Below are 25,094 nucleotides of genomic sequence, written 5' to 3'. Positions count from 1 at the left end.
GGTGACGCTGACCTGTCGCCATCGCTGAGTCCGGTCACGGGAGAACGCGAAGCGCAGAGCGAGGCGTAGCAACAACCTCATCGCACCGTGTCGACTCTCGTTCCGCGTAGGGAGACCACTCGGTCGCAGGCGGCAGCGACGTCAGCGTCATGGGTGGCCAGCAGCACTGCGGACCCCTGGTCGCGGGCTGCGTCGATGAGGAGGTCGGTGACGAGGCGCGCATTGGTCGCATCCAGCGATGCAGTCGGCTCGTCAGCCAGGATCACAGCAGTCCGGCGCACGGTTGCGCGCGCCACGGCGACCCGTTGAGCTTCTCCTCCGGACAGGTGCTGGATCGGCGAATCGACCAGATGTGCCAGCGAGACTCGATCCAGAGCTGTCATCGCCTGCTTCCGCGCCTCGGATCGGGGCACCCCGGAGAAGATCAGCTGCAGCGCCACGTTCTCGCCCACCGTCAGCTCGTCCAGCAGCTCAGGATCCTGGAAGATCAGACCGACGTGCTCACGACGGAATCGCGCGCGCGCAGCGGGGGCGAGGCCGGAGACGCGCGTCCCGTCGACGTCGACCGTGCCGCTCGTCGGCACCGCCGTTCCGCCCACGCAGGCCAGCAGGGTCGTCTTTCCTGATCCTGAGGGGCCCATGATGGCAACGACCTCCCCAGGAGCGGCGAAAAGGGTGGTAGAGGCCAGCACCAGGTGGTCACCGGCCTCTACCACCACTTCCCGAACATCAACTCCGAGGTGCATCAGGACGGGTACTTCCAAGGGCCGAAGTTGTCCGGGGCGGCATTGATCTCTTCGACGGCCCGGTGCGAATAGATGTTGTAGTTGCCGTAGTTGCCGGTGTACGCGCAGCTGTTGTTGGCCCCGTTTCCGTCCCGGATCTGCTGAACGACGCCCGACCCCTTGGTCGTGAAGTCCGCGTGGACGCCGTGCGAGTCGCTCTCGCCGTCGCAGGCCCGCACAGCGCTCGACGTGTTCACGTCCTGGGAGAAGTCGCTCCCCTCGTACGAGATCAAGCCGATGGCGGCCGTTGCCGGGGCAACCGACAAGAGCATCGCCGCGAAGAGCGCCGCTCCCGCTGTGACATTCCGTGCACTGGACATGTTTACCTCTCGATCTGTCGGGAACCGTTGTTCGGTTCAGGGAGATCGTGGTGGCTTTCCGCTCCCCCGCACATCGCCGGTTTCGACTAGGCAATTCCGCCGGGCAGGTTCAGTCGAGACTGCACAGGCAGTGGGTCACGGAGATGTCCGGCGGCCAGGTGGACGTCAGGACCCCCGCCGCAAAGCACTTGGCAACGAGTTCGGTGCGCGAGCACGCTGCCGCTCGCCTCATCGCTGATGCCATGTGGTGACGCACCGTGTGGGAGCTGGATCCTCGCCTGGTGGCGACGGCGTCGTCGGTCATGCCGGTTGCCACCAGGCGCAGGATCTCCAACTCCGAGTCCGTGAACCGCCACCGGCAGGCCCGCTGGGTCTGGCCGCACACCTCCCCCGAAGGCACTCTCCAGCCACCTCCGAAGTCGATCCCGTCGGTTCCCCCGGCTGCTCGGCAGATGGCGACCATGGCCGCCACCATCGAGGCCGGGCCAAGTTACTGCACGGAGTCAATCCGTAACAAGTGGTACGTGCGCCTCCACCCGGGGCCTTGACTGGGGTGACCCGGCCACCCCGTCATCCACGCCACGGGATGGAGGGGCGCGCGCAGCTCTTCGCCCGCGGCCCGGTTTGCCGGTCGCGGGGACCGGGCAGCCGGAGCCGGTGCCCCGCACCACCACCCCTGCCGCGTCCGACGACAACCCCGCGGGGAACAGCGCCTCGGTCCGCACCCGCCGCATCCGGGAGTTCGCCCGCGAGGTCCTCGGCTACGAGGGCTTCCGCCCCGGGCAGGAACGCGCGATGCAGGCCGTCGTCGGCGGGAGCGACACCCTGGCCGTCCTCCCCTCCGGCGCCGGGAAGACGGCGATCTACCAGGTCGCCGGGCAGCTCCTCGACGGCCCGGTGGTCGTCGTCTCCCCGCTCATCGCCCTCCAGCGGGACCAGGTCGACCGGCTCTCCGAACTCGAGGAGCGCGCCGGCCGCGCCGCGCAGCTGAACTCCACGCTGTCCGCCGGCGCCCAGCAGGAAGCGCTGGACGGCCTGCGTGACGGAACGGTCCGCTTCCTCTTCCTCGCCCCCGAGCAGCTGACCAAGGGCGAGGTCGTCGAGGCCATCGCCGAGGCCAAGCCGGCGCTGTTCGTCGTCGACGAGGCGCACTGCGTGTCGGCGTGGGGGCACGACTTCCGCCCCGACTACCTGCGCCTGGGCAGCGTCATCGACCAGCTCGGCCGCCCGACGGTCCTGGCGCTGACCGCCACCGCCGCGCCGCCGGTCCGCGCCGAGATCGTGGAGCTGCTGAGCATGCGCGACGCGGAGGTCGTCGTGGCCGGCTTCGACCGCCCCGAGATCCGGCTGGAGGTCGACCACTACGCCGACGCGCACGGCAAGGAGCAGGGCGTGCTCGACCGCGTCCTGGCCGAGATCGGCGAGGGGCGCGGGCCCGGCATCGTCTACAGCGCCACCCGCAAGGGCACGGAGACCATCGCCGGGCAGCTGACCGACCGGGGCCTCCGCGCGCGGCACTACCACGCCGGCCTGAACAAGGCCCTGCGCGAGGACACCCAGCGCGCGTGGATGGCCGACGAGCTCGACGTCGTCGTCGCGACCACCGCGTTCGGCATGGGCATCGACAAGCCCGACACCCGCTTCGTGATCCACGCCGAGCCGGCCGACTCGGTCGACAGCTACTACCAGGAGATCGGCCGGGCGGGCCGGGACGGCGAACCCGCGCTCGCCGTCCTCGTGTACCGGCAGGAGGACCTGGGGCTGCGCCGGTTCTTCGCTGCCGGCACCCCCGCCGAGGAGGAGCTCCAGCAGGTCGCCGGCCTGGTGCAGGCCGCGGCCGCCGCCGGGATCGACGACGGCGTGGACGTGCCGGCCCTGCGCGAGGAGACCGGCCGCGCCGCGACCCCGCTGGCGCGCGACCTCAACCTCCTGGAGCAGGTCGCCGCCGTCGTCCTGGACGAGGAGGGCGCCGCCTTCCCGGCCGAGGGCGCCCCTCCCCCCGGCGAGGCCGCCGAACGCGCCCGGCAGCTGGCCGAGCACCACGAGAAGGTGGACCAGAGCCGCGTGGAGATGATGCGCGGCTACGCCGAGACCACCGACTGCCGGCGCCAGTTCCTCCTCGGCTACTTCGGCGAGCAGCTCGACTCCCCGTGCGGCAACTGCGACAACTGCACCGCCGGCACGGCGCACGACAACGCCGGTGAACCCGACTTCGACACCCCGTTCCCCGTCGGGACGGCCGTCGAGCACACCGGATGGGGCGCCGGCGCCGTGATGCGGGTGGAGGACGACCGGATCACGGTGCTGTTCGACGAGGTCGGCTACAAGACCCTCGCGCTGGCCGCCGTCCTCGAGCACGACCTGCTGCGCCCCCGCGGCTGACCCGAGCGGCTTCGGGCTGCGGCGATGCCGCGCCGCCATGAAGATCGCGACGACGGGGACGCACCTGGAGACGACGGGTCGGGCCCCCAGACCGAGGAGTTCTGCGTGAAGGTCCTGGGCATCAACGCCATCTACCACGACCCGGCAGCGGCCCTCGTCGTCGACGGCCGGATCGTGGCCGCCGCCGAGGAGGAGCGCTTCAGCCGCCGCAAGCACGGCAAGCGGCCGCTGCCGTGGAGCGCGTGGGAGCTCCCCGAGCTCTCGGCCGCCTGGTGCCTGGCCGAAGCGGGCATCCACCCCGAGGAGCTCGACGCGGTCGCCTACTCCTTCGACCCTTCCCTCATGGGCACGCCCGAGGACTCCGGCCTCGGTGATGACGGCGACGTCATGCGCAAGATGTACGCCGAGAAGGCCCCGGAGTTCCTCGCCCATGCCCTGCCCGGGCTCGACCCGGCGAAGGTCCGCTACGTGAAGCACCACGTCGCGCACGCGGCGTCGGCAGGCCTGGCCGCTCCCACGCAGGACAACTCGGTCCTGGTCCTCGACGGCCGCGGCGAGGCGCACAGCCACCTCGCCGGCCGCTACGTCGACGGGCAGCTGGAGATCCTCGCCGGGCAGGCCCTCCCGCACTCCCTGGGCCTCCTCTACGAGGACCTCACCGACCACCTCGGCTTCCTGCGCAGCAGCGACGAGTTCAAGGTCATGGCGATGGCCTCGTACGGCAAGCCGCGGTTCGTGGGCGAGCTGTCGGAGCTGGTCGTGGCCACCGAGGACGGCGGCTTCCGCACACCGAAGATCGACTTCTCCGCATTCGCTCCCCGCCTGCGCAAGGGCGAGGACTGGACGGAAGCCCACGCCGACCTCGCCGCGAGCGTGCAGCAGCGCACCGAGGAGGTGCTGCTGGACCTGGCCCGCTGGCTGCACGACCGCACCGGCGACACGACGCTCACCCTGGCCGGCGGCGTCGCGCTCAACTGCGTCGCCAACACGCGCATCTTCGCCGAGACCCCGTTCGAGCACGTCTGGGTCCAGCCGGCCGCGGGCGACGCCGGGACGGCGCTGGGCAGCGCCCTGCACGTCGCCCGCGGGCTCGGCGAGACCACCGAGCCCATGCCCGGCGCCGATCTGGGCCGCGGCTGGTCCGACGACGAGATCGAGCAGTACCTGACGACGGCGGCGATCGAGTACGAACGCCCGCGCGACGTCGCGGACGCGGTCGCCGAGGTGCTGGCGGACAACGGCATCGTCGCCTGGTTCCAGGGGCGCAGCGAGTACGGCCCCCGCGCGCTGGGCCACCGGAGCCTCCTGGCCCACCCCGGCTACGAGGCCAACCTCGAGCGCATGAACGACGTCAAGGGCCGGGAGCAGTTCCGCCCCGTCGCGCCGATGGTGCTCGCCGAACGGGCACCGGAGATCTTCAGCCGCGGCCCGGTCCCCTCGCGCTACATGCTGTTCGTGCACGACGTCGCGCAGGAGTGGAAGGCCCGCATCCCCACCGTCACCCACGTCGACGGCACCGCGCGCATCCAGACCGTCGACCGCGCCGAGGAGCCACTGGTGGCACGCATGCTCGAGTGCTTCGAGCGGCGCACCGGCATCCCCGTGGTCGTGAACACCAGCCTCAACACCGCCGGCCGCCCGATGGTCGACGACCCGCGGGACGCCCTGGAGTGCTTCGGATCGGCTCCCGTGGACCTGCTGGCCATCGGCCCGTTCGTCGTGCGCCGGTCCCGGCCCACCCCCCGTACAGGGCAGGTCTGAACCGGCGGAGGTGAACCGGCACCGCCCTGGGCCCCGAACACCGGGACGAGGGCCTGACGGGCTCCCCGCCCGGATGACGGTTCGGCAACGACCGTCGCTCCAACGGGGGACGCCCGTTACTCCTGCTCAGCCGGGGGTACAGGCCTGACAACCCCCGTCAGCCCCTGACGGGACCATCACCTTGGAGGACATCATGGCCGCTTCGGGCCACAACGCCGCGGGCCGGGGCAAGACCGTCCCCGAGATCCTCGGACTCGCGTTCGGCGCGATCTACCTGCTCGTCGGGATCGTCGGCTTCTTCGTCACCGGCTTCGACGACTTCTTCGCGCACAACACCGAGGAGAAGCTGCTCGGCATCTTCGAGATCAACGGGATGCACAACGTCGTGCACATCCTGATCGGCATCGCCGGTCTGGTGCTGTCCCGCACGCTGGCCGGCGCCCGCACCTACGGCTGGCTGCTCGCGATCGGCTACGGCGCCGCGTTCGTCTACGGCCTGATCGCCATCGGCAAGGACTGGGACTTCCTCAGCATCAACGGTGCCGACAACGTCCTGCACATCGCCACGGCGATCGTCGGCCTCGTGATCGCGCTCCTGCCGGTGCGCAACGCCGTCGACAACCGCCGCGTGTAACCAGCACCCCGGCCGCGAGCCGGGCTCCGGACCTCCCCTCGGGGACGGCCGGGGCCCGGCTCGCGTCGTTCCGGGCCCGGGAGCGCGGACCCCAGGTGCGACGGCGGTCACGTCCGGCGCTACGTTCCAGGCATGGACTTCGCTCTCTCCGCCAAGGCCGAGGACGTCTGCGCGCGCGCATGGGACTTCATGCGCGAGCACGTGTTCCCCGCCGAGGCCGTCTACGACCAGTGGCGGGCCGAGCAGGGTCACGACAACCACGACCACCCCCCGGTGCTCGAGGAGCTCAAGGCCGAGGCGCGCAAGCGCGGCCTGTGGAACCTCTTCCACCACGAGGTCGGCGGCCTCTCCAACCTCGAGTACGCCTCCGTCGCCGAGATCACCGGCTGGTCGCCCGTCATCGCCCCCGAGGCGATGAACGTCGGCGCGCCGGACACCGGCAACATGGAGACCCTGATGCTGTTCGGCACGCCCGAGCAGAAGGAGCGGTGGCTCAACCCGCTCCTGGAGGGCGAGATCCGCTCCGGCTTCGCGATGACCGAGCCCGACGTCGCCAGCTCCGACGCCCGCAACATCCAGACGTCGATCGTCCGTGACGGCGACGAGTACGTGATCAACGGCCGCAAGTGGTGGATCACCGGAACGGCCGACCCGCGCTGCCAGATCTTCATCGTCATGGGCAAGACCGACCCCGACGGCCCGCCGCACCGGCAGCAGTCGATGGTCCTCGTGCCCCGCGACACCCCCGGCCTGGAGATCGTCCGCCACCTGCCGGTGTTCGGGTACCAGGACCAGCACGGCCACTCCGAGCTGAAGTTCACCGACGTCCGCGTGCCGGTGAGCAACATCCTCTCCGGCGAGGGCGACGGCTTCATGATCGCCCAGGCCCGCCTGGGCCCCGGCCGCATCCACCACTGCATGCGCGCCATCGGCATGGCCGAGCGGGCGCTGGCGCTGATGGTGGAGCGCACCAAGAACCGGGTCGCCTTCGGTCGCCCGCTGGCCGACCAGGGCACCGTCCGCGAGGCGATCGCCCTCTCCCGCATCGAGATCGACCAGGCCCGGCTCTACGTGCTGAAGACGGCCGACCTGATCGACAAGTACGGCGCGAAGGGCGCGAAGACGGAGATCTCCGCGATCAAGGTCGCCGCCCCGAAGGTCGCGCTGGACGTCATCGACCGCGCGATCCAGGTGCACGGCGGCGCCGGCGTCAGCAACGACACCGTGCTCGCCCGCTTCTACGCCAGCGCCCGCACGCTGCGCATCGTCGACGGCCCCGACGCGGTGCACATCCGCGGCGTCGCCAAGGAGGAGCTGGCGCGCGAGCGCCCCTTCAGCGGCTGATCGAGCGGGCCGGGGTTCAGGCGCGGGCGGCGCGGCGCAGCAGGTAGGCGCCGACGCCGCCCAGCAGGACGGCCACGACGACCTGGGCCACCCCGACCCCGGTCCGGTCGCTGGCGAACCACGTCGGCGACGAGACCAGCAGCACGAAGGCGATACCGAGCACGAGCAGCCCCACGAGGCGCTCGCGGCGGGCGATGGGCGACGGCTCCGGAGTGGTCATGCCGTCCACGGTGCCAGAGCCCCGACGTGGCCTGGGCGCACGGGGCTAGAGCGTGCGGACCAGCGCGATCTCGTCGCGGTCGTCCGCGGGCGCGACCCGGATCGCGCCGGGCACCCGGCCCACCTCGCGGTATCCCAGCCGCCGGTAGAACGCGTCCACCCCGGTCCCGTCGCGGGCGGTGAGGTGCAGGAACTCGTAACCGCGCGAGCGGGCGACCTCGTGCACGCCCTCCATCAGGACCCGCCCGAGCCCTTCTCCCTGCCGGGACGGGTGCACCTGCACGCGCAGGACGGTCCCCCAGTGCCGGCGCAGCGGCCCGGTGAGGCCGACCAGCGCGGCGAACCCGGCGGTGCGGCCGTCGTCGGTGAGCAGGCAGAGCACGTCCCGACCGGAGCGGACGCCGTCGAGCAGCCGGTCCAGCACGGGGGCGACGTCGTCCCGGGTCACCGGCGGGACGAAGCCCACGGCGCCGCCGGCGTTGGTGACGTCGATCCAGCACGCCAGCAACTCGGCCCGCAGGGCGTCGTCGACGGCGGTCACGGGGCGGACGGCTACTGGCACGCGACCATTCTCCGCCCAGGGGGTGGCGCTCAGCCCTGGCGGGTCGGCGGCTCGCCCTGCTCCCGCGCCTCGCGGGCCTGCACCGGGTCGTAGGCGCACGCGTCGCCGACGTCGGCGACCGGTCCCGGAGGGGGCGGCGGCGCGGTCTCGGACCCGGCAGCGATGTCGGACCCGGGCTCGCCCTCCGGCTCGGCCGGCGGCGGGGCCACGGGCGGCTCGATCGCGTCCTGCACCAGCTGCCGCATCAGCTCGTAGTCCGGATAGGCCGGGTCGATGACCTCCGGATCGAAGACGACGCTGCGCAGCCCGGCGTCCTTCACGAGGAACGCCAGGTCGACGAAGTCGTCGAGGACGTCCCGCGGGATGTCGGTGCTGACGATGTCCTCGGTGGTCGCGGCCAGGTCCTGGTAGCGCTGCAGCAGCGTCACCGGATCCGCGGCTTCCACGATGGCGTCGATGGTGCAGCGCTGCCGCGCCATGCGGTCGTAGTCGGTGAGCCCGAACCGGCCGCGGGCGAAGGCCAGCGCGGTGGCGCCGTCCATCTCCTGATCCGGCCCGGGCGCGATGTAGGCGTCGGGGAGCTCGCGGGTGTCGGGGATGCCGTTGACCGGCACGTAGTAGTTGACGTTCACCGTGATGCCACCGAGGGCGTCGACCAGCCGGCTGAAGCCCTCGAGGTTGACCAGCACGTAGTAGTCGATGGGAAGGCCCAGCGCCTCACCGACGCCCAGCTTGAGGAAGTCGGCGCCGGGGTCGTCGGTGGGGCCCAGGATGTCGGGGTACTCCGCCGGCCCGTTCCGGTAGACGGCGTTGAGCAGGCTCTCCGCCTCGCTGCCGGCGTCGAAGCCCTCGGGGTAGACCTCGCGCAACGGGCTCGAGGCCGGGAAGGGCAGGTCCTCCAGGTTGCGCGGCAGGCTGAACAGCGTCGTCTCGCCGGTCTCGGTGTCGGAGCTCGCCACGATCACCGTGTCGGTGCGCACGCCCTCGCGGCCCTCGCCGCCGTCGCCACCGAGCAGCAGGACGTTCACGCGGTCCTTGCTGCCGAACGGGTCGGGGGTGTCCGGCACCGTCGCCGACCGCCGGTCGTCGGCGAAGACGCCGTCGATCAGGTCCCGCGAGGTGATCACGAACTGCCCGGCCAGCACCGCCGGGCCGGCGATGCCGGCGACCAGGAGCGCCACCAGCAGGCCGCCGACCGCGTGGCGGCCGCCGGAGGTGGGGCGCGGCAGCAGCATGCGGTAGCCGGTCACGACGACCACCGCCCACAGCGCTGCGAGGACGCCGATGCCGACCGTCGCCCAGAGCAGGACGTCGGTGTCCACCGCCGCCCGGGCGGCGAACCGGCGTCCCCCGGTGGCCAGCCACACCACCGTGCCGACCAGCACGAGGAAGAGGCCGAGGACGACGGCGCCCAGCCGGCGACGGCCGGCCGCGAGGTAGCCGACGCCCGGGAGCAGCGTGCCCAGGACGCTCCAGCCGAGCGCGGCACCGAAGCTGCGCGAGGCCCGGTTCGTGCCCTGCCCGGAGGCCCCGCTGCCCTGCTCGGGGGCGGACCGGTCCGTACCGGCGGTCACCGCGCCCCCCCTCGCCGCCCGCTCATCCGACCATGATCGCACCGTCCGGCCAGGTCGGGGGGCCGACGGCGTCCCGGGGCACCGGGACCGCCCGATCCAGGGACACGACGAACCGTAAGCTCGGGCCCCGTGCGACTGGCCACCTGGAACGTGAACTCCATCCGTACCCGCGTCGACCGGGTGGCGGCCTTCCTGGAGCGGCACGACGTCGACGTGCTGGCCCTGCAGGAGACCAAGTGCCGCGACGACCAGTTCCCGGAGTCGCGGTTCACCGACCTCGGGTACGAGGTCGCGCACGTCGGCCACTCGCAGTGGAACGGCGTGGCCGTCATCTCCAAGGTCGGGCTGGAGGACGTCCGGACCGGCTTCGACGGCATGCCGACCTGGTCGGCCAAGGAGGGGCAGGACCCCACGGCCGAGGCCCGGGCGCTGGGCGCCGTCTGCGGCGGGGTGCGGGTGTGGAGCCTGTACGTGCCCAACGGCCGGACGCTCGCCGACCCGCACCTGCAGTACAAGCTCGAGTGGCTCGCCGCCCTGCGGGAGAACGCCGCGGGCTGGCTGGCCGAGGACCCGTCGGCGCCGGTGGCCCTGGTCGGCGACTGGAACATCGCCCCGGAGAACGACGACGTCTGGGACATGAACGTCTTCGCCCACTCCACGCACGTCTCGCCCCCGGAGCGCGCCGCCTTCCGGGCGATCGTGGACGCCGGGTACGCCGACGTGGTGCGCCCGCACGCCCCCGGGCCGGGCGTCTACACGTACTGGGACTACACCCAGCTGCGCTTTCCGCGCCGCGAGGGGATGCGGATCGACTTCGTGCTCGGCTCCCCCGCGCTGGAGGCCCGCGTGGAGCACGCCTTCATCGACCGCGAGGAGCGCAAGGGCAAGGGCGCCAGCGACCACGCGCCGGTGATCGTCGACATCGCCGAGTAGCAGCGGTGCTGATCCTCCTCCCGCCGTCGGAGACGAAGGCTCCCGGCGGGGACGGCGCCCCGCTGGACCTGGGCGCGCTCACCGCACCCGAGCTCACGCCGGTCCGCACCGAGATCACCGAGGCGCTGGGAGAGCTCGCCGCGGACGTGCCGGCGTCGCGGGCCGCGCTCGGCCTCTCGCCGAAGCAGGACGACGAGATCGCCCGCAACGCCGAGCTGTGGACCAGCCCCACCCGCCCGGCGCTGGAGCGCTACACCGGCGTGCTCTACGACGCCCTCGACGTCGGTTCCCTCAACCGCGCCCAGCGGGCGCGCGCCGACCGGCGCCTGGCCGTGGGCTCGGCGCTGTTCGGCCTGGTCTCTGCGAGCGACCTGATCCCGGCGTACCGGCTGTCGGCGGGCTCGACGCTGCCCGGGCTGCCCACGCTGCGGGCCCTGTGGAAGCCGGCCCTCTCGCCCGTGCTCGCCGCGGTCGACCAGCTCGTCGTCGACCTGCGCAGCGGGTCCTACGCCGCGCTGGCCCCTGTGCCGGGTGCGGTCACGGTGGACGTGCTGAGCGAACGCCCCGACGGGAAGCGGTTGGTCGTCTCGCACTTCAACAAGGCGCACAAAGGTCGGTTGGCCCGTCTGCTGGCCACCACGACCGCCGAGCCGACGGACGTCGTGCGGCTGCGCGCGCTTCTGCGTCGCGCGGGGTTGCACGTGGAACATGACGGCGGAACGGCCCTGACGCTGGTGGTGCCAGCCTGATCGATCCCGGCCGGGCCGGAGAGATCGCTCGCATTCCGGGTGGTTGGTTGCACACAACAGGCAACCCGTGACATAACTGCGCTGGACCGCGCCACTCGAAGAGCCGGGTGCGGATCGGTCGAGGACTTCCGGCGACGCCGGGCAGAAGGGCATCGGTGGACGGATCCTCTGACCGCGCGGTCGCAGCGGAGGCCACCTCCGCCGATCACGCGGCAGCCCAGCTCCGCCAGGACCCCTCCAGGACCGAGGCCGCGCGGCGGATCCTGCCGCGGGGGGACCGCCCCGGCCTGCACCGGTTGGCCGAGCTGGCCGCCCGCCTCCTCGGGACGTCGGGGAGCCAGGTCGCGCTGCTGACCGATGTCCAGCACGTCGCGGCCGGTACGGGCGCGGCCACCGCCGGCACCACCGGCCCGCTCGAGGAGTCGCTCTGCACGGTCACCGCCGCGCTCCCACCCGGCGATGTCCTCGTGGTCACCGACGCGGCGAGCGACCCGCGGGTCCGCGACCTGCCTCCGGTACGGGCCGGGATCGTGGGCTCCTACCTCGGAACACCGCTGACCGACGACGACGGACATCCGATCGGCGCGCTGTGCGTCTTCGACGCCGAGCCCCGACCCTGGGCCCCCTCGGAGCTCGCGACCCTGCAGCAGCTGGCCGGCTCCGTCATGACCGAGCTCCAGCTCTCCGCTCTGCTGCGGCGCTACGAGGACGACCGCGTGCGCTGGGAACTGGCGACCGATGCCGGCGGCGTCGGCACCTGGGACTGGGACCAGACGACCGGCGAACTCGTGTGGGACGACCAGCTCATGGCCATGTTCGGCTACGAGCCGGGCACCTTCGGCCGCACGATCGACGCCTTCGACGCCCGCCTGCATCCCGAGGACGCCGGTTGGGTGGGCGAGGCGCTGACGCAGGCGGTCGACACCGGCGGCGAGTACGACGCCACGTACCGGATCGTGCTGCCCCACGGCGACACACGCTGGATCCACGCCCGCGGACGCTCGCTGCTGGGCGCTGACGGGACGACCGCCCGCATCCTCGGCACCGCTTACGACGTGACCGGCGAGCGGGAGGCGGCCACCCTCGTCACCCGCGTCCTCGAGGCGATGCCGGCGGCCTTCTACAGCGTGGACCGGGAGTGGCGGTTCACCTACGTCAACGCCGTCGCCGAGCGCCTGCTGCAGCGCTCGCGGGACGACCTGCTCGGCCGGGTGCTCTGGGACGAGTTCCCCGACGCGGTCGACAGCGTCTTCGACGAGGAGTACCGCGAGGCGGTCCGCACGGGGAACCCGACCTCGTTCGACGCCTACTACCCGCCCCCCCTCGACGGCTGGTACGAGGTGCGCGCCTGGCCGAGCCCCGACGGGCTCTCGGTCTACTTCGTCGAGGTCACCGAGCGCCGGCGCGTGCAGGCCCAGGTCGAGGACGCCACCCGGCGGCTGGCCCTGCTGGCCGAGGTCAGCGCCGAGCTGGCCGGCGCCCTGGACCCGCTGGCCGCCACCGCCCACCTGCCCCGGCTGGTCGTCCCCGCGCTCGCCGACTTCTGCATCGTGACCGTCGTCGACGCCGACGGTCGAGCACGCGACGTCGGCTGCTGGCACGCCGATCCCGAGCTGCGCCCGGCGCTGGAGCGGTACACCGAGCTCCGCCTCGACGCCATGCCGCCGGACTCCCCGGCCTCGGTCGCGCTTCGGACGGGAGAGGTGATCCGCCGGGACGGCCCCGAGGTGCGGGAGATGTTCCCCGACGGCGAGATCCGCGAGGTGCTGCACCAGCTGGCCCCCCGCGAGGCCGTGGTCATCCCCCTGCGCGGCCGGAACCGGGTCGTCGGTCTGCTCACCGTGTTCTACGCCGACGGCACCCCGGTGCGGGAGGCCGACCTGAGCACCGCACAGGACGTGGCCGACCGCGCCGGCCTGGCGCTGGACAACGTCCGGCTCTACAGCGCCCACCAGCAGCTGGCCGAGGGGCTCCAGCGCAGCCTGCTCACCGAGCCGCCGGAGCCCGACCACGCCGAGATCGCCGTCCGCTACCTGCCGGCCGCCGAGGCGGCCCGGGTGGGTGGCGACTGGTACGACGCGTTCATGCAGCCGGGCGGCACGACGATGCTGGTCATCGGTGACGTCGTCGGCCACGACACCGAGGCCGCCGCCGCGATGGGGCAGCTGCGCGGGCTGCTGCGCGGGATCGCGACCTACAGCGACGCCGGCCCGGTGGAGGTCCTGCGCGGCCTGGACATGTCGATGACCACGCTGCAGATGCAGACGCTGGCGACCGCGGCGGTGGCGCGCTTCGAGCAGACTCCCGACGAGCTCGCCCGCGGCCTCACCCGCATGCGCTGGGCCAACGCCGGCCACCTGCCTCCGCTGGTCATCCATCCCGACGGGAGCGTCGCCGAGCTCGCGGAGTGGAACGGCGACCTGCTGCTCGGCGTCGACCCGGCGAGCAAGCGCCGCGAGTCGGTGATCACGCTCGACCGCGGCTCGACGGTCCTGCTCTACACCGACGGCCTCGTCGAGCGCCGCGACTCCGACCTCGACGAGGGCATCCACCGGCTGCGCGAGGCGCTGATCGAGCTCGCCGGCCTGCCGCTGGAGAAGCTGCTCGACGAGCTGCTGGAGCGACTCGTCCACGGGCGCCCGGAGGACGACGTCGCACTCGTCGCCGTCCGGCTGCACCGCCAGGACCGGCCCCGGCCGCGCGAGGCCGGCCCGAACCGGGTCCCCCCGACCGTGCCACCGGACGTCGCTTCGTGACGTGCTGGAACGGCCCCTTGCAGGGCCCCACCGCGAGCATGCGAGTGGTGGGGGGCAAGGGGTCCTTCTAAGAGCGGTCCCGCCGGATCGTCGCCTTGCGGCCTTTGATCATCGTGGCGCGCAGGGCGTTCACGACGTCGTCGACAGCGCCCTCGGGCACCTCGACGAGCGCGAAGCGCTGGTGGATCTCGATGGAGCCGACGTCCCGGCCGGTCAGCTCGGTCTCGCCGGTGATCGCGCCGACCAGGTCGCCGGGACGGATGCCGGCCTCGCGGCCGAGGCCCACGAAGAGCCGGCCCGCCGGACCCGACGAGCGCCGGGGCGGCCGGCCGCCGTCGCCCGCACCCCGCCCGCCGTCGCGGCTCCCACCGCGGGTGTCGGGGCGGCCGGAGTCCGGCCGGAAGCCGACCTGCGGGATCTCCTCGTCGTCGTCGACCCCTCCCCCGGCCTCGTGCGCGAGCTTGACCGCGGCCAGCGCGACCTCCATGAGGTCGAACTCGTCGGCCAGGGTCTCGACCACGACCCGGAACCGGTCGAGCTCGTCGCCGAGCAGGCTCTCCCGCAGCGCCGCCCGGGTCAGGTCCAGCCGCCGCGCGCGCAGGTCCGCGACGGTCGGCACGGTCTGCACCGAGATCGTCGCACCGGCGACCTTCTCGATCGTCTTGAGCTGCCGGTGCTCCCGGGGCTCGGCCAGGGTGATGGCGACGCCCTCGCGCCCGGCGCGGCCGACCCGGCCGATGCGGTGCACGTAGGACTCCGGCGCCGACGGGACGTCATAGTTCACGACGTGCGTGAGCAGGTCGATGTCCAGCCCGCGGGCGGCGACGTCGGTGGCGATCAGGAGGTCCGCCGTCCCGCTGCGCAGCCGGCCCATCGCCTTGTCCCGCTGCTCCTGGCTCATCCCGCCGTGCAGCGGCTCGGCCCGGTAGCCACGCCCGTTGAGCGTCTCGGTGAGGGTGTCGACCTCCTCGCGGGTGCGGCAGAAGACGATCGCCGCCGTCGGCGCCTCGATGTCGAGGATCCGGCCCAGCGCCGCCGGCTTCGCGCCGCGCGGCACCACGTAGGCGGTCTGCCGCACGCGCGGGGCCTCGCCCGCCGCCGCCTTCTCCTTGGCGATGGTGATCCGTACCGGGTCGTTCAGGTGCCGGCGGGCCAGGGCGTCGAGCCGGCGCGGCATGGTCGCGGAGAACAGCACCGTCTGCCGCTCCCGCGGCGTCTCGTCGAGGATCGCCTCGAGGTCCTCGGCGAAGCCCATGTCGAGCATCTCGTCGGCCTCGTCGAGCACGACGGTCGCGATCTCGCCGAGCTGCAGGGAGCCCCGGTTGAGCAGGTCCAGCGCCCGGCCCGGGGTGGCGACGACGACGTCGACACCGGATTCCAGGCTCCGCAGCTGGCGCACGATCGGGGCGCCGCCGTACACCGGGAGCACGCGGGCGCCGAGGTCGCGGCCGTACTTGTGCAGCGCCTCCGACACCTGGACGGCGAGCTCGCGGGTGGGCACCAGGACCAGCGCCACCGGCGGCTTGTCGCGGCGGTGGGCGGACAGCTGCTGGAGCACCGGCAGCGAGAACGCCGCGGTCTTCCCCGTGCCGGTCGCCGCCTGGCCGAGCAGGTCGCGGCCTCCGACCAGCGGCGGGATCGCCTCCTGCTGGATCGGCGTGGGCTCCTCGTAGCCGAGGGCGGAGAGCGCCTTCAGCAGCTCCGGGCGCAGGCCGAGGTCCTCGAAGGTGGCGTGCTCGTCCGGGGCCGAGTGCTCGTCGGGGGCTGAGTACTCGTCGCCGGGGGTCGTTCGTTCGTCGCTCATCCCCTCCATCGTTCACCGGTGACGCGGGTCGCGCGCACCCGGGTTTCTGCGAGGCTGGTCCGGTGACCTCCGCCGACGAGCTCTGCACCCGCCCCGCGACCGAGCTGGCGGCGCTGGTCCGGACCGGGGAGGTGTCGGCGCGGGAGCTGCTCGAGGCGCACCTGGGCCGGATCGACCGGCTGAACCCGCAGCTCAACGCCGTGGTCACGCTGGACGTCGACGGCGCGCGGGCCGCCGCGGACGCCGCCGACGCCGCGCAGGCCGCGGGGGAACCGCTCGGGCCGCTGCACGGGCTCCCGGTCGCGCACAAGGACACCCACGCCACCGGCGGCATGCGCACGACGTGGGGCTCGCCGCTGCACCGCGACACCGTGCCGCTGCGCGACGAGCTCGTGGTCGCCCGGCTCAAGGCGGCCGGCGCGATCCGGATCGGCAAGACCAATGTGCCGGAGTTCGCGGCCGGCTCGCACACCGTCAACCCGGTGTTCGGGGCCACCCACAACCCCTACCGGCACGGGCTCTCGGCAGGCGGTTCGAGCGGCGGGGCGACGGCGGCGCTGGCCGCCGGGCTGGTGCCGCTCGCCGAGGGCAGCGACATGGGCGGCTCGCTGCGCAACCCGGCGGCGTTCTGCAACGTGGTCGGGCTGCGCCCCACGCCGGGGCGGGTGCCCTCGTGGCCGGCGGCGATGGGCTGGTCGACGCTCTCGGTGCAGGGGCCGCTGGGCCGCACGGTCGCCGACGTCGCGCTGCAGCTCTCGGCCCTGGCCGGCCCCGACCCCCGGGTGCCGCTCTCGCTCTCGGACGACCCGGCCGGGTTCGCCGCTCCCCTGCCCGAGCGGCTGGACGGGCTGCGGGTGGCCTGGGCGCCGGATCTCGGTGGGCGGGTGACGGTGGATCCGGCGATCACCGCCGTGCTGGCGGCGTCGCTGCCGGTGGTCGAGGAGCTCGGCGCGGTCGTCGAGGAGGCGTGCCCGGACCTGGACGGCGCCGACGAGGTGTTCGGCACGCTGCGCGCCTGGCTGTTCGACGCCACCTTCAGCGACCTGATCCGGCGGCATCCGGACCAGGTCAAGGAGACGATCCGCTGGAACGCCGCGCTCGGTGCGCGGCTCACCGGCACCGACCTGGCCCGCGCCGAGCAGCGGCACACGAGGCTCTACGAGCGGATGGTCGAGTTCTTCACGCGCTACGACGTCCTGCTGTGCCCCACGACCCAGGTGCTGCCGTTCCCGGTGGAGCTGGAGTACCCGACCGAGATCGCGGGCGAGCCGCAGGAGGACTACCTGGCCTGGATGCGCTCCTGCACGCTGCTCTCCCCCACCGGCTGCCCGGCGCTGTCGGTGCCGGGCGGGTTCACGCCCGACGGGCTGCCGGTCGGGTTGCAGGTCGTGGGGCCGCCGCGCGCCGACCGGCGGGTGCTCGAGGTGGGGCACGCCTTCGAGCAGGCCACCCGCTTCGGCGAGCGCCGTCCGCTCGTCTGAACCGTTCTACGACTCTCTAGCGGGAGCGCTAGACAGCCCGAGATGCCGCCATAGCCGCCCACGTGCGCCTGCGAGTGATATCCGCGGCCTGCGATACCGCGCTCATCCGCATCCGGGCGTTCATATCTCGACGGCCGCGCGTCAGGCGCCCGGGATCTGCTTCTCCTCGCCGGGGCGGGCGACGCGGCGGGCCTGACGGCGCTTCCGCAGCCCGCGCAGGGTCCGCACCGCGACCAGCAGCTCGGCGAGTTCCTGCCGGTCGCCGGCGGTGATGTCCGCGAGCTGCCCGGCCGCGCGGCGCTGAGCGGCGTCCCAGTTCTCCTCCCAGCGCGTCACGAGCTCCGCCGGCGACTCGGCGTCGGAGGTCCGCAGCCCCAGCACGTCCTCGGTCAGCGACGACTGCTCCATCGCCAGGTCGTCGCGCAGCGAGGCCCGCGCCATCGACGGCCAGCGGCGGTCGCGCGGCAGCGCCGTCACCTGGTCGCGCAGTGGCGCCAGGCCCAGGCGCTCGGCCAGGCGCTGCATCACCTGGGCGGCCAGCGCCACAGGCGCACCGGTCCGCTCGCCGACGACGGCGAGGTCCAGGGCGGCCGGCAGCAGCGGCGCGGTGGTGACCCGAGCGGCGAGCTCCGCGGGCAGACCCGCCTCGCGCAGCCGGGCGGTCCGGGCGGCGAACGCCTCGGCCTCCCGGCCCATCAGCCAACCGGGCAGCCCCGCCTGCACCTCGGCCACGGAACCGGCGAAGCGCGCGACGACCTCCGCCAGCGGCGGCGGGTTGTCCGCGGTCAGGTCGGGCTGGCGGAGCAGCCAGCGGGTGGCGCGTTCGGCCAGGCGGGTGGCCTCGGTGCGCGCCTCCACCTGCACGACGGCGGGAACGCGGTTGTCCAGCGGCCTCGCGGCGTCCCAGATCCCGTCGATGCCGAACACCGCGCGGGCGACCACGTGCGCCCGGACCACGGCCGCCAGCGGTACGCCGGTCTCCTCGCCGAGCCGGAACAGCCCGGTGACGCCGGCGACGTTGACCGCCCGGTTCGTCAGCGCCGTCGCGATGATCTCCCGGCGCAGCGGATGGCCGGTGATCGCATCCGGGAAGCGGTCGCGCAGGGGCGCCGGGAAGTACTCCACCAGCAGCGCCTCGAGCGCCGGGTCGTCCGGCAGCGCGGAGTGCAGCACGGCGTCGCCGGCCTCGAGCTTCGCGTAGGCCAGCAGCACCGAGAGCTCGGGGCTGGTCAGCGCCTGCCCGTCGCGGCGGCGCTCGGCGAGGGCCCGGTCGTCGGGCAGGAACTCCACCGCCCGGCGCAGCCGGCCGGAGCGCTCCAGCGACCGGATGAAGCGCTCGTGGGAGTCCATGAGGCTTCGCGCCGACACCGTCTCCACGGCCAGGGTGGCGTTCTGCGCGTGGTTGTCGGTGAGGACGTCGACGGCGACGTCGTCGGTCATCTCGCCCAGCAGCGCCGCGCGGCCCTCGGCGTCGATGGCACCCGCGGCGACCGGGCGGTTCAGCGCGATCTTGATGTTGACCTCGTGGTCGGAGGTGTCCACGCCCGCGGAGTTGTCGATCGCGTCGGTGTTCACCTTGCCGCCGGCGAGGGCGTACTCGACCCGCCCGCGCTGGGTGAGCCCGAGGTTGCCGCCCTCCCCCACGACGCGGACGCGCAGCTCCCCGCCGTTCACGCGCAGGGCGTCGTTGGCCCGGTCGCCCACCTCCAGGTGGCTCTCCGACGCGGCCTTCGCGTACGTGCCGATGCCGCCGTTGAACAGCAGGTCCGCCGGAGCCAGCAGGATCGCCCGCATCAGGTCGACCGGGCTCATCGAGGTGGCGCCGTCGGCGATCCCGAGCGCGCTCCGCATCTGCTCGGACACCGGGATCGACTTCGCCGAGCGCGGCCAGACCCCGCCACCGGCGCTGATCAGCTGCGGGTCGTAGTCCTCCCAGCTCGACCGGGGGAGGTCGAACAGCCGCTGCCGCTCGCGGAACGAGGTGGCGGCATCGGGCGAGGGGTCGACGAAGACGTGGCGGTGGTCGAACGCGGCGACCAGCCGGATGTGCTCCGACAGCAGCATCCCGTTGCCGAACACGTCACCGGACATGTCGCCGACGCCGACGACGGTGAAGTCCTGGCGCTGCACGTCCAGGTCCAGCTCGCGGAAGTGCCGGGTGACCGACTCCCACGCGCCACGGGCGGTGATGCCCATGGCCTTGTGGTCGTAGCCGACGGAACCGCCCGAGGCGAAGGCGTCGCCGAGCCAGAAGCCGCGCTCGAGCGACACGGAGTTGGCCAGGTCGGAGAAGGTCGCCGTCCCCTTGTCCGCGGCGACGACCAGGTAGGAGTCGTCGCCGTCGTGGCGCACGACCCGTGGAGGTGGCACGACCTCGCCGTCGACGAGATTGTCGGTCAGGGCCAGCAGCGAGCCGATGAAGATCCGGTAGCAGGCCTGCCCCTCGGCGAGGATCTCGTCGCGCGTGGCGCCCTCCACCGCGGGCCGCTTGACGACGAACCCGCCCTTGGCGCCGGTCGGCACGATGACGGTGTTCTTCACCATCTGCGCCTTGACCAGGCCCAGGATCTCCGTCCGCAGGTCCTCGCGTCGGTCGGACCACCGCAGCCCGCCGCGGGCGACCTTGCCGAACCGCAGGTGCACGCCCATCACGCGCGGCGAGCTCACCCACACCTCGTGCTTCGGTCGCGGATCGGGGAGGTCCGGCACCTCGGCGGGGTCCAGCTTCAACGCCAGCGCCGGCCGGGCGGCGGTGGACATCGCGTAGTAGGTGGTCCGCTGGGTGGCGGTGACCGCGGCGAGCAGCGAGCTGAGCACGCGGTCGGCGTCGAGCGAGGCGACCTCGCCGATCGAGCGCCGCAGCGCCGCGACCAGGTCGGCCTGGCGCTCCTCCCGGCCGTTGACCCGGCCCGGGGAGAACCGGGTCTCGAAGAGCGCGACCAGCCGGGCGACGACACCGGGGTGAGCGGCCAGCGTCTGCTGCACGTAGGACTGGCTGAACGGCAGGCCGGCCTGGCGCAGCCACTGCACGTAGGCGCGGACCACGGCGACCTGCCGCCAGTTGAGCCCGGCCAGCATCACCAGCGCGCCGAGGCCGTCGTCCTCGGCCTCGCCGCGCCAGACGGCGCCGACCGCCTCGGTGAACCGCTCCGGCAGGGAGCGCACCAGCGGCAGCTCGACCTGCGGGACGGCGATGCCGAAGTCGTAGATCCAGGTGGGCGGGGCGCCGATCCGGTCCAGCTCGTAGGGCCGCTCGTCGACGACGTCGACACCCATGTTCTGCAGCATCGGGAGGATGTGCGAGAGCAGCAGCCGCTCGCCGACCCGGTACACCGACAGCCGGCGCTCGCCCGGCTCGGCGCCGGTCGGCGTCCACAGCCGCAGCGCCAGACCCCCCGGGGCCAGCTCCTCGAGCCGGACGAGGTCCTCCACGGCCCGCTCCGCCGTGAAGTCCTCCTGGTAGGCGGCGGGGAAGGCGTCGGCCACCCGCGCGAACACGGTCTCGGCGTCGGCGCCGAAGCGGGCGGTCAGCGCGGCGGAGAGCTCGTCGTTCCAGCTGCGCGCCGCCGCCGCCAGCTCCGCCTGCAGGGCGTCGACGTCGACGCGCACCTGCCGGGGGGCGCCCTTGCGGCCGATCGGCAGCCGGACGACGAAGTGCAGGCGGGCCAGCACCGACTCCGTCGAGCGGGCCGTGAACTCGATGCTGCTCCCGCCCAGCCGCTCGAGCAGCTGCTGCTGCATCGCCAGGCGGACCTCGGTCGTGTAGCGGTCCCGCGGCAGGTAGACCAGCGCGGACCAGAACCGCTTCGTCGGGTCCTGCCGGAGGAACAGCCGCGTCTGCCGGCGCTCCTGCAGGTGCAGGACGCCCATCGCGACCGGCAGCAGCTCGTCCGCGTCGACCTGCATCAGCTCGTCGCGCGGATAGGTCTCCAGGACTTCGAGCAGCTCCTTGCCGGTGTGGCTGTCGGCCGGCACGCCGGACCGGGCGACCACCTCCGCGACCCGGCGCCGGACGAGGGGCACGTCCAGCACGCTGCTGGAGTAGGCCACCGACGGGAAGAGCCCGACGAACCGGTACTGGCGCCGGGCGCCGGAAGGGTCCGCGGGCGTGGTGAGGGCGATCAGGTCCAGCCAGGACCGCCGGTGCACGGTGGCCCGGGAGTCCGCCTTGGTGACGACCAGCAGATGGCCGGCGGGCGCCTGGGCCGCCTCCGGGGTGGCCGAGCCGCCGCTCATGTCGGTGTCGCTGCGCAGCACCCCGAGGCCGGTCCCGGGGACCGCGCGGACGGCCGCCCGGGGGTCCGCGGGGAGCTCCACCTCGCGGGCGCCGAGCAGCACGAAGTTGCCGTCCGCCAGCCAGCGCAGCAGCGCGGCGGCCTCGGCCGGGTCGTCGGAGGGGCCGGCGGCCTCGTCCGGCGCCATCTGGTCCAGCCGGGCGGCCAGCTCGCGGACCCGCTCGCGCAGCCGGACGGTGTCCTCGCAGACGGCCCGGACGTCGTCCAGCACCGTGCGCAGCCCGGCGACCAGGTCCTCGGCGGCCTCGTCGTCCAGGGGCCCGTCCAGGACGACGGCCATCCACGACTCGGCGACGGCGTCGGCGCCGCACGCCGCGGCGTCGGCGCTGTCGCAGAACGCCGTGATCCGGCCGCGCAGGTCGCGGCGGACGACGAGCACCGGGTGCACGATGTGCTCCAGCGCGAAGCCCTGGCGGACGACCTCCGCGGTGACCGAGTCGACCAGGTGCGGCATGTCGTCGGTGACCAGCCGCACGACGGCGTGCGGACGCTCCCCCGCCGGCTGCTGCACGTCGACGGTCGCCGAGCCGGGCGGGCGCACCTCGGCCAGCGCGAGGTGGCCGAGCGCCAGGTCCGCGAGCAGATCGGGCGAGCGGCCGACGACCTCCTGGGCCGGCTCGCTCCAGTAGTACCGGCGCAGGAAGGCCGGCAGGTCCTCCGCGCGGCAGCCGGCGGGCAGCTCGCCCACCGGGCCGGCATCGGCGCCCGCGAGCTCCGCGGCCCGGTCGAGCAGGTGGCGCTTCTCGTCGCGGGCGGCTTCCAGCGCGGCCAGCTCGGTGGCGATCCCGGTGTCACTGGCCATGAACGGCCACGTTACTGCTCCCTGAGAGCCCCGTCACGGCGACGCGACGCGCACCCGGGCCGGCCGCCCGGGAGGCTCAGCGGGCTCAGCGGTCGAGCAGCTGGTCGGCCACCCAGCCGGCCACGGCGAGGATCAGCCCGCCCAGGATGGCGGTGCCGATGCCGTCGATCTCCAGGCGCGTGGTGAGCGCCGCGGTCAGCCCGAGGAGGGCCGCGTTGATGACGATCAGGAAGAGCCCCAACGTCAGCAGCACGAACGGCAGCGACAGCAGCCGCAGGATCGGCCCGACGACGGCGTTGACGACGCCGAAGATCAGGGCGATCCAGAGGTAGGAGCCGTAGATCCCGAGCGGCCCGTCCGGGTTCTCCTGGACGTTCAACCCCGGCAGCACGTCGTACTTCGTGAGCAGGAAGAAGACCGCGCCGAGGAGGACGACCTTGAGCAGGAACTTGATCACGCGCCCCACGCTAGCGCCCACGCCCGCCGGGGCAGCCGCTCCGGCGGGCGTGTTGGGCTCAGGAGGTGGGGTCGGGCAGCGGAACCGTGAAGAGCTCTTCCTCGATCTGCTGGTCGGAGCCCATCACGGTGGCGGCCGAGCGCTTGTACTGGAGCTCGAGACCGGGAACGCCGGGCTGGTAGGCGAAGAAGGCCAGCCAGCCGGTGCCGGTCGCGCCGCGGTCGAGCTCGACCCACGGGGTGAGGCCCTCGGCCGTGATGGTCTCGTCGAAGGCGCCGGTGGACGGCGAGGGGATCTCCTCACCGGGCTCGACGAGCCGGAACTCGCTGCCGTACAGACCGCCGTAGAACTCGCTGCCGGCGGTGGCCTCGATCTCCACGAGGACGAGCTCCTTGTCGGCCATCGGGGAGTCGGCCGGGACGGGGAAGTTGCGGATCACGTTCTTCACGCTGATCTGGTGCCCCAGCACCGGGTCGCTGATGGTCTCGCCGACCGGGATCGGGTCGCTCATCGCAGCGGGCGCCTCGCTGGTGGCAGGCGCCGACGACGACGTCTCCGCCGAGGGGGCGCGATCAGCGGTGTCCGCCGACTCCTCCCCGCCGCAGGCGGGAAGCAGCAGCGCGGGGATCAGGAGCGCGGGAGCGAGCCGGGAGGTACGAAGCATCGGGTCGAGACGTCTTTCCGTTCGGGGACGGTGCCGATCCGGCACCGAGCGAGACCCTATCCACCCGCGGTGATCGACCGGCCACGCTGTCCACAGCCCGCGCAGGCGTCCTCCGACACGCGCTAGGGCGTTCTACCGATCTCTAGGGCAGTGGCTAGACGAAGCCATACGGTGGTCGACATGGACCCCGTGCGGAACCCGTACGCCCCCGGCGCCGGTCAGCGGCCGCCCGAGCTCGCCGGCCGGGACACCCAGCTGTCGGCCTTCGACGTCGTCCTCGAGCGGATCGCGCACGGGCGCCCCGAGCGGTCGCTGGTGCTCACCGGGCTGCGCGGCGTCGGCAAGACGGTGCTGCTCAACCAGCTGCGGTCGGCGGCCATCTCGCGCGGCTGGGGCACCGGCAAGATCGAGGCCCGCCCGGACCAGTCGCTGCGCCGCCCGGTCAGCTCCGCCCTGCACATGGCGCTGCGGGAGCTCGGGCCGCGGCATGGGGACCAGGAGTCCGTGGCCGAGGTGCTCGGCGTGGTGAAGGCGTTCGCGCAGCGGGTGGCGCCGAGTGACGCGAAGGTGCGCGACCGTTGGCAGCCGGGCATCGACGTCCCCGCCGCCACCGGCCGCGCGGACTCCGGCGACATGGAGATCGACCTGGTCGAGCTGCTCAGCGACGCCGCCGGCGTGGCCGCCGACATCGGCAGCGGCATCGCCCTGTTCATCGACGAGATGCAGGACATCCAGCCCGACGACGTCTCCGCCATCTGCGCGGCCTGCCACGAGCTGTCGCAGCAGGGCGCCCCGCTGATCGTCGTCGGCGCGGGCCTCCCCCACCTGCCCGCGGTGCTCAGCGCGAGCAAGAGCTACTCGGAGCGGCTGTTCCGGTACCTCCGCATCGACCGGCTCGAGCGCGAGGCGGCCGACCGGGCGCTGATCGCCCCCGCCGAGCGGGAGGACGTCGAGTTCGAGCAGGCGGCGCTGGACGCCCTCTACGAGGCCGCCGACGGCTATCCGTACTTCGTGCAGGCCTACGGCAAGGTCACCTGGGACGTCGCCGCCGCCTCCCCCATCACCGCCGCCGACGTCGCCATGGCCGCGCCGGTGGCCGAGGCCGAGCTCGCGGTCGGCTTCTTCGGCTCCCGGTACGACCGGGCGACGCCCGCCGAGCGTGAGTACATGCACGCCATGGCCGAGCTGGGCGGACCCGGCGGCGCCGCGGTGGCGACGTCGGAGGTCGCGGTCTCCCTGAGCCGCAAGCCCGCCTCCCTCTCCCCCGCGCGGGACTCGCTGATCAAGAAGGGCCTGGTCTACTCCGCCGAGCGCGGCCAGATCGCCTTCACGGTTCCCCACTTCGGCCGCTACCTCCTCCGCCACCCCGACTAGGGAAGATTCACCGGCCTGGCCCTGGGCACAGCGGCCTCCGTGCCGGTGTGGGTGGAAGCGGGACTGTGGGGGCTGCTCGGCGGCGGCGCGCTGGTGCTCGGGGCGCTCGTGGCCTGGTTCGTGCGCTCTCTGGACCGGCCTGATCACCAGCCTCGGATTCCTGGTCGCCTTCGCCATCGAGCGGGCGCGGGCCTGACC

19 protein-coding genes are annotated in these 25,094 nt (G+C 73.3%); 9 read left to right on the top strand and 10 right to left on the bottom strand.

Annotated elements, in window-relative coordinates; genetic code table 11:
* Window positions 1-77: 77 nt before the first annotated feature.
* The 3 genes from LBW97_RS12020 to LBW97_RS20615 all read right to left on the bottom strand — a co-directional run bounded on the left by LBW97_RS12020 (window position 78) and on the right by LBW97_RS20615 (window position 1,568).
* Window positions 78-764: an ABC transporter ATP-binding protein gene (locus LBW97_RS12020; RefSeq protein ID WP_224499620.1), complete on the bottom strand. Its 687-nt coding sequence runs from the start codon at window positions 762-764 to the stop codon at window positions 78-80.
* Window positions 746-1,105: a hypothetical protein gene (locus LBW97_RS12015; protein ID WP_224499619.1), complete on the bottom strand. Its 360-nt coding sequence runs from the start codon at window positions 1,103-1,105 to the stop codon at window positions 746-748. The genes LBW97_RS12020 and LBW97_RS12015 overlap by 19 nt, the downstream gene beginning before the upstream one ends.
* A 109-nt stretch (window positions 1,106-1,214) precedes the next feature.
* Window positions 1,215-1,568, bottom strand: a complete 354-nt coding sequence (locus LBW97_RS20615; protein WP_224499618.1) for a LuxR C-terminal-related transcriptional regulator — start codon at window positions 1,566-1,568, stop codon at window positions 1,215-1,217.
* Between the two features lie 194 nt (window positions 1,569-1,762).
* On the opposite strand from LBW97_RS20615, the gene LBW97_RS12005 reads away from it, so the two are divergent.
* The 4 genes from LBW97_RS12005 to LBW97_RS11990 all read left to right on the top strand — a co-directional run bounded on the left by LBW97_RS12005 (window position 1,763) and on the right by LBW97_RS11990 (window position 7,226).
* Complete coding sequence (locus LBW97_RS12005) at window positions 1,763-3,487, top strand: ATP-dependent DNA helicase RecQ (protein WP_224499617.1); 1,725 nt, start codon at window positions 1,763-1,765, stop codon at window positions 3,485-3,487.
* 105 nt (window positions 3,488-3,592) lie between these two features.
* Window positions 3,593-5,248 (top strand): carbamoyltransferase C-terminal domain-containing protein, encoded by a 1,656-nt coding sequence (locus LBW97_RS12000; RefSeq protein ID WP_224499616.1) that lies wholly within the window; start codon window positions 3,593-3,595, stop codon window positions 5,246-5,248.
* Window positions 5,249-5,441: 193 nt separating this feature from the next.
* Window positions 5,442-5,882, top strand: coding sequence for a DUF4383 domain-containing protein (locus LBW97_RS11995; protein ID WP_224499615.1), 441 nt, complete (start codon window positions 5,442-5,444; stop codon window positions 5,880-5,882).
* A gap of 132 nt (window positions 5,883-6,014) precedes the next feature.
* Complete coding sequence (locus LBW97_RS11990; RefSeq protein ID WP_224499614.1) at window positions 6,015-7,226, top strand: acyl-CoA dehydrogenase family protein; 1,212 nt, start codon at window positions 6,015-6,017, stop codon at window positions 7,224-7,226.
* Between the two features lie 16 nt (window positions 7,227-7,242).
* On the opposite strand, the gene LBW97_RS11985 is transcribed toward LBW97_RS11990, so the two are convergent.
* From LBW97_RS11985 to LBW97_RS11975, 3 genes are read right to left on the bottom strand one after another with little or no spacing between them, the layout of a single operon-like run.
* A complete protein-coding gene (locus tag LBW97_RS11985; RefSeq protein ID WP_224499613.1) occupies window positions 7,243-7,446 on the bottom strand; it encodes a hypothetical protein in 204 nt (67 codons plus the stop codon).
* A 45-nt stretch (window positions 7,447-7,491) separates the two neighbouring features.
* Window positions 7,492-8,007, bottom strand: coding sequence for a GNAT family N-acetyltransferase (locus LBW97_RS11980; protein WP_224499612.1), 516 nt, complete (start codon window positions 8,005-8,007; stop codon window positions 7,492-7,494).
* 29 nt (window positions 8,008-8,036) lie between these two features.
* A complete protein-coding gene (locus tag LBW97_RS11975) occupies window positions 8,037-9,581 on the bottom strand; it encodes an LCP family protein (RefSeq protein ID WP_224499611.1) in 1,545 nt (514 codons plus the stop codon).
* 129 nt (window positions 9,582-9,710) lie between these two features.
* On the opposite strand from LBW97_RS11975, the gene LBW97_RS11970 reads away from it, so the two are divergent.
* From LBW97_RS11970 to LBW97_RS11960, 3 genes are all read left to right on the top strand, one after another.
* Complete coding sequence (locus LBW97_RS11970; RefSeq protein WP_224499610.1) at window positions 9,711-10,514, top strand: exodeoxyribonuclease III; 804 nt, start codon at window positions 9,711-9,713, stop codon at window positions 10,512-10,514.
* A gap of 5 nt (window positions 10,515-10,519) precedes the next feature.
* Window positions 10,520-11,263: a peroxide stress protein YaaA gene (yaaA, locus tag LBW97_RS11965; RefSeq protein WP_224499609.1), complete on the top strand. Its 744-nt coding sequence runs from the start codon at window positions 10,520-10,522 to the stop codon at window positions 11,261-11,263.
* A 155-nt stretch (window positions 11,264-11,418) separates the two neighbouring features.
* Window positions 11,419-14,019, top strand: coding sequence for a SpoIIE family protein phosphatase (locus tag LBW97_RS11960; RefSeq protein WP_224499608.1), 2,601 nt, complete (start codon window positions 11,419-11,421; stop codon window positions 14,017-14,019).
* A 67-nt stretch (window positions 14,020-14,086) separates the two neighbouring features.
* Here LBW97_RS11960 and LBW97_RS11955 read toward each other — a convergent pair whose 3' ends face one another.
* On the bottom strand, window positions 14,087-15,823 hold the full coding sequence (locus LBW97_RS11955) for a DEAD/DEAH box helicase (protein ID WP_224499607.1): 1,737 nt from the start codon (window positions 15,821-15,823) through the stop codon (window positions 14,087-14,089).
* 62 nt (window positions 15,824-15,885) lie between these two features.
* Between LBW97_RS11955 and LBW97_RS11950 the strand changes: the two genes are divergently transcribed.
* A complete protein-coding gene (locus LBW97_RS11950) occupies window positions 15,886-17,304 on the top strand; it encodes an amidase (RefSeq protein ID WP_224499606.1) in 1,419 nt (472 codons plus the stop codon).
* Between the two features lie 141 nt (window positions 17,305-17,445).
* On the opposite strand, the gene LBW97_RS11945 is transcribed toward LBW97_RS11950, so the two are convergent.
* From LBW97_RS11945 to LBW97_RS11935, 3 genes are all read right to left on the bottom strand, one after another.
* Window positions 17,446-22,401 carry an NAD-glutamate dehydrogenase gene (locus LBW97_RS11945; RefSeq protein ID WP_224499605.1) on the bottom strand — a complete coding sequence of 1,652 codons (4,956 nt, stop codon included), beginning with the start codon at window positions 22,399-22,401 and terminating at the stop codon, window positions 17,446-17,448.
* A gap of 85 nt (window positions 22,402-22,486) precedes the next feature.
* Window positions 22,487-22,858: a phage holin family protein gene (locus LBW97_RS11940; protein ID WP_224499604.1), complete on the bottom strand. Its 372-nt coding sequence runs from the start codon at window positions 22,856-22,858 to the stop codon at window positions 22,487-22,489.
* A 58-nt stretch (window positions 22,859-22,916) separates the two neighbouring features.
* Complete coding sequence (locus LBW97_RS11935) at window positions 22,917-23,522, bottom strand: hypothetical protein (protein WP_224499603.1); 606 nt, start codon at window positions 23,520-23,522, stop codon at window positions 22,917-22,919.
* 180 nt (window positions 23,523-23,702) lie between these two features.
* Between LBW97_RS11935 and LBW97_RS11930 the strand changes: the two genes are divergently transcribed.
* Window positions 23,703-24,896: an ATP-binding protein gene (locus tag LBW97_RS11930; protein WP_224499602.1), complete on the top strand. Its 1,194-nt coding sequence runs from the start codon at window positions 23,703-23,705 to the stop codon at window positions 24,894-24,896.
* Window positions 24,897-25,094 lie beyond the last annotated feature (198 nt).

The organism is Blastococcus sp. LR1, from assembly GCF_020166105.1.
GTDB lineage: Bacteria > Actinomycetota > Actinomycetes > Mycobacteriales > Geodermatophilaceae > Blastococcus.
The sequence above is the reverse complement of the archived record's forward strand: the minus strand, read 5'-3'. Positions and strand labels throughout refer to the sequence as shown.

Excerpts from the sequence above, each read along its gene's own strand:
- LBW97_RS12015 (WP_224499619.1), bottom strand. The coding sequence starts at position 1,105 with ATGTCCAGTGCACGGAATGTCACAGCGGGAGCGGCGCTCTTCGCGGCG.
- LBW97_RS20615 (WP_224499618.1), bottom strand. The coding sequence starts at position 1,568 with ATGGTCGCCATCTGCCGAGCAGCCGGGGGAACCGACGGGATCGACTTC.
- LBW97_RS11995 (WP_224499615.1), top strand. The coding sequence starts at position 5,442 with ATGGCCGCTTCGGGCCACAACGCCGCGGGCCGGGGCAAGACCGTCCCC.
- LBW97_RS11990 (WP_224499614.1), top strand. The coding sequence starts at position 6,015 with ATGGACTTCGCTCTCTCCGCCAAGGCCGAGGACGTCTGCGCGCGCGCA.
- LBW97_RS11985 (WP_224499613.1), bottom strand. The coding sequence starts at position 7,446 with ATGACCACTCCGGAGCCGTCGCCCATCGCCCGCCGCGAGCGCCTCGTG.
- LBW97_RS11955 (WP_224499607.1), bottom strand. The coding sequence starts at position 15,823 with ATGAGCGACGAACGAACGACCCCCGGCGACGAGTACTCAGCCCCCGAC.
- LBW97_RS11945 (WP_224499605.1), bottom strand. The coding sequence starts at position 22,401 with ATGGCCAGTGACACCGGGATCGCCACCGAGCTGGCCGCGCTGGAAGCC.
- LBW97_RS11935 (WP_224499603.1), bottom strand. The coding sequence starts at position 23,522 with ATGCTTCGTACCTCCCGGCTCGCTCCCGCGCTCCTGATCCCCGCGCTG.
- LBW97_RS11930 (WP_224499602.1), top strand. The coding sequence starts at position 23,703 with ATGGACCCCGTGCGGAACCCGTACGCCCCCGGCGCCGGTCAGCGGCCG.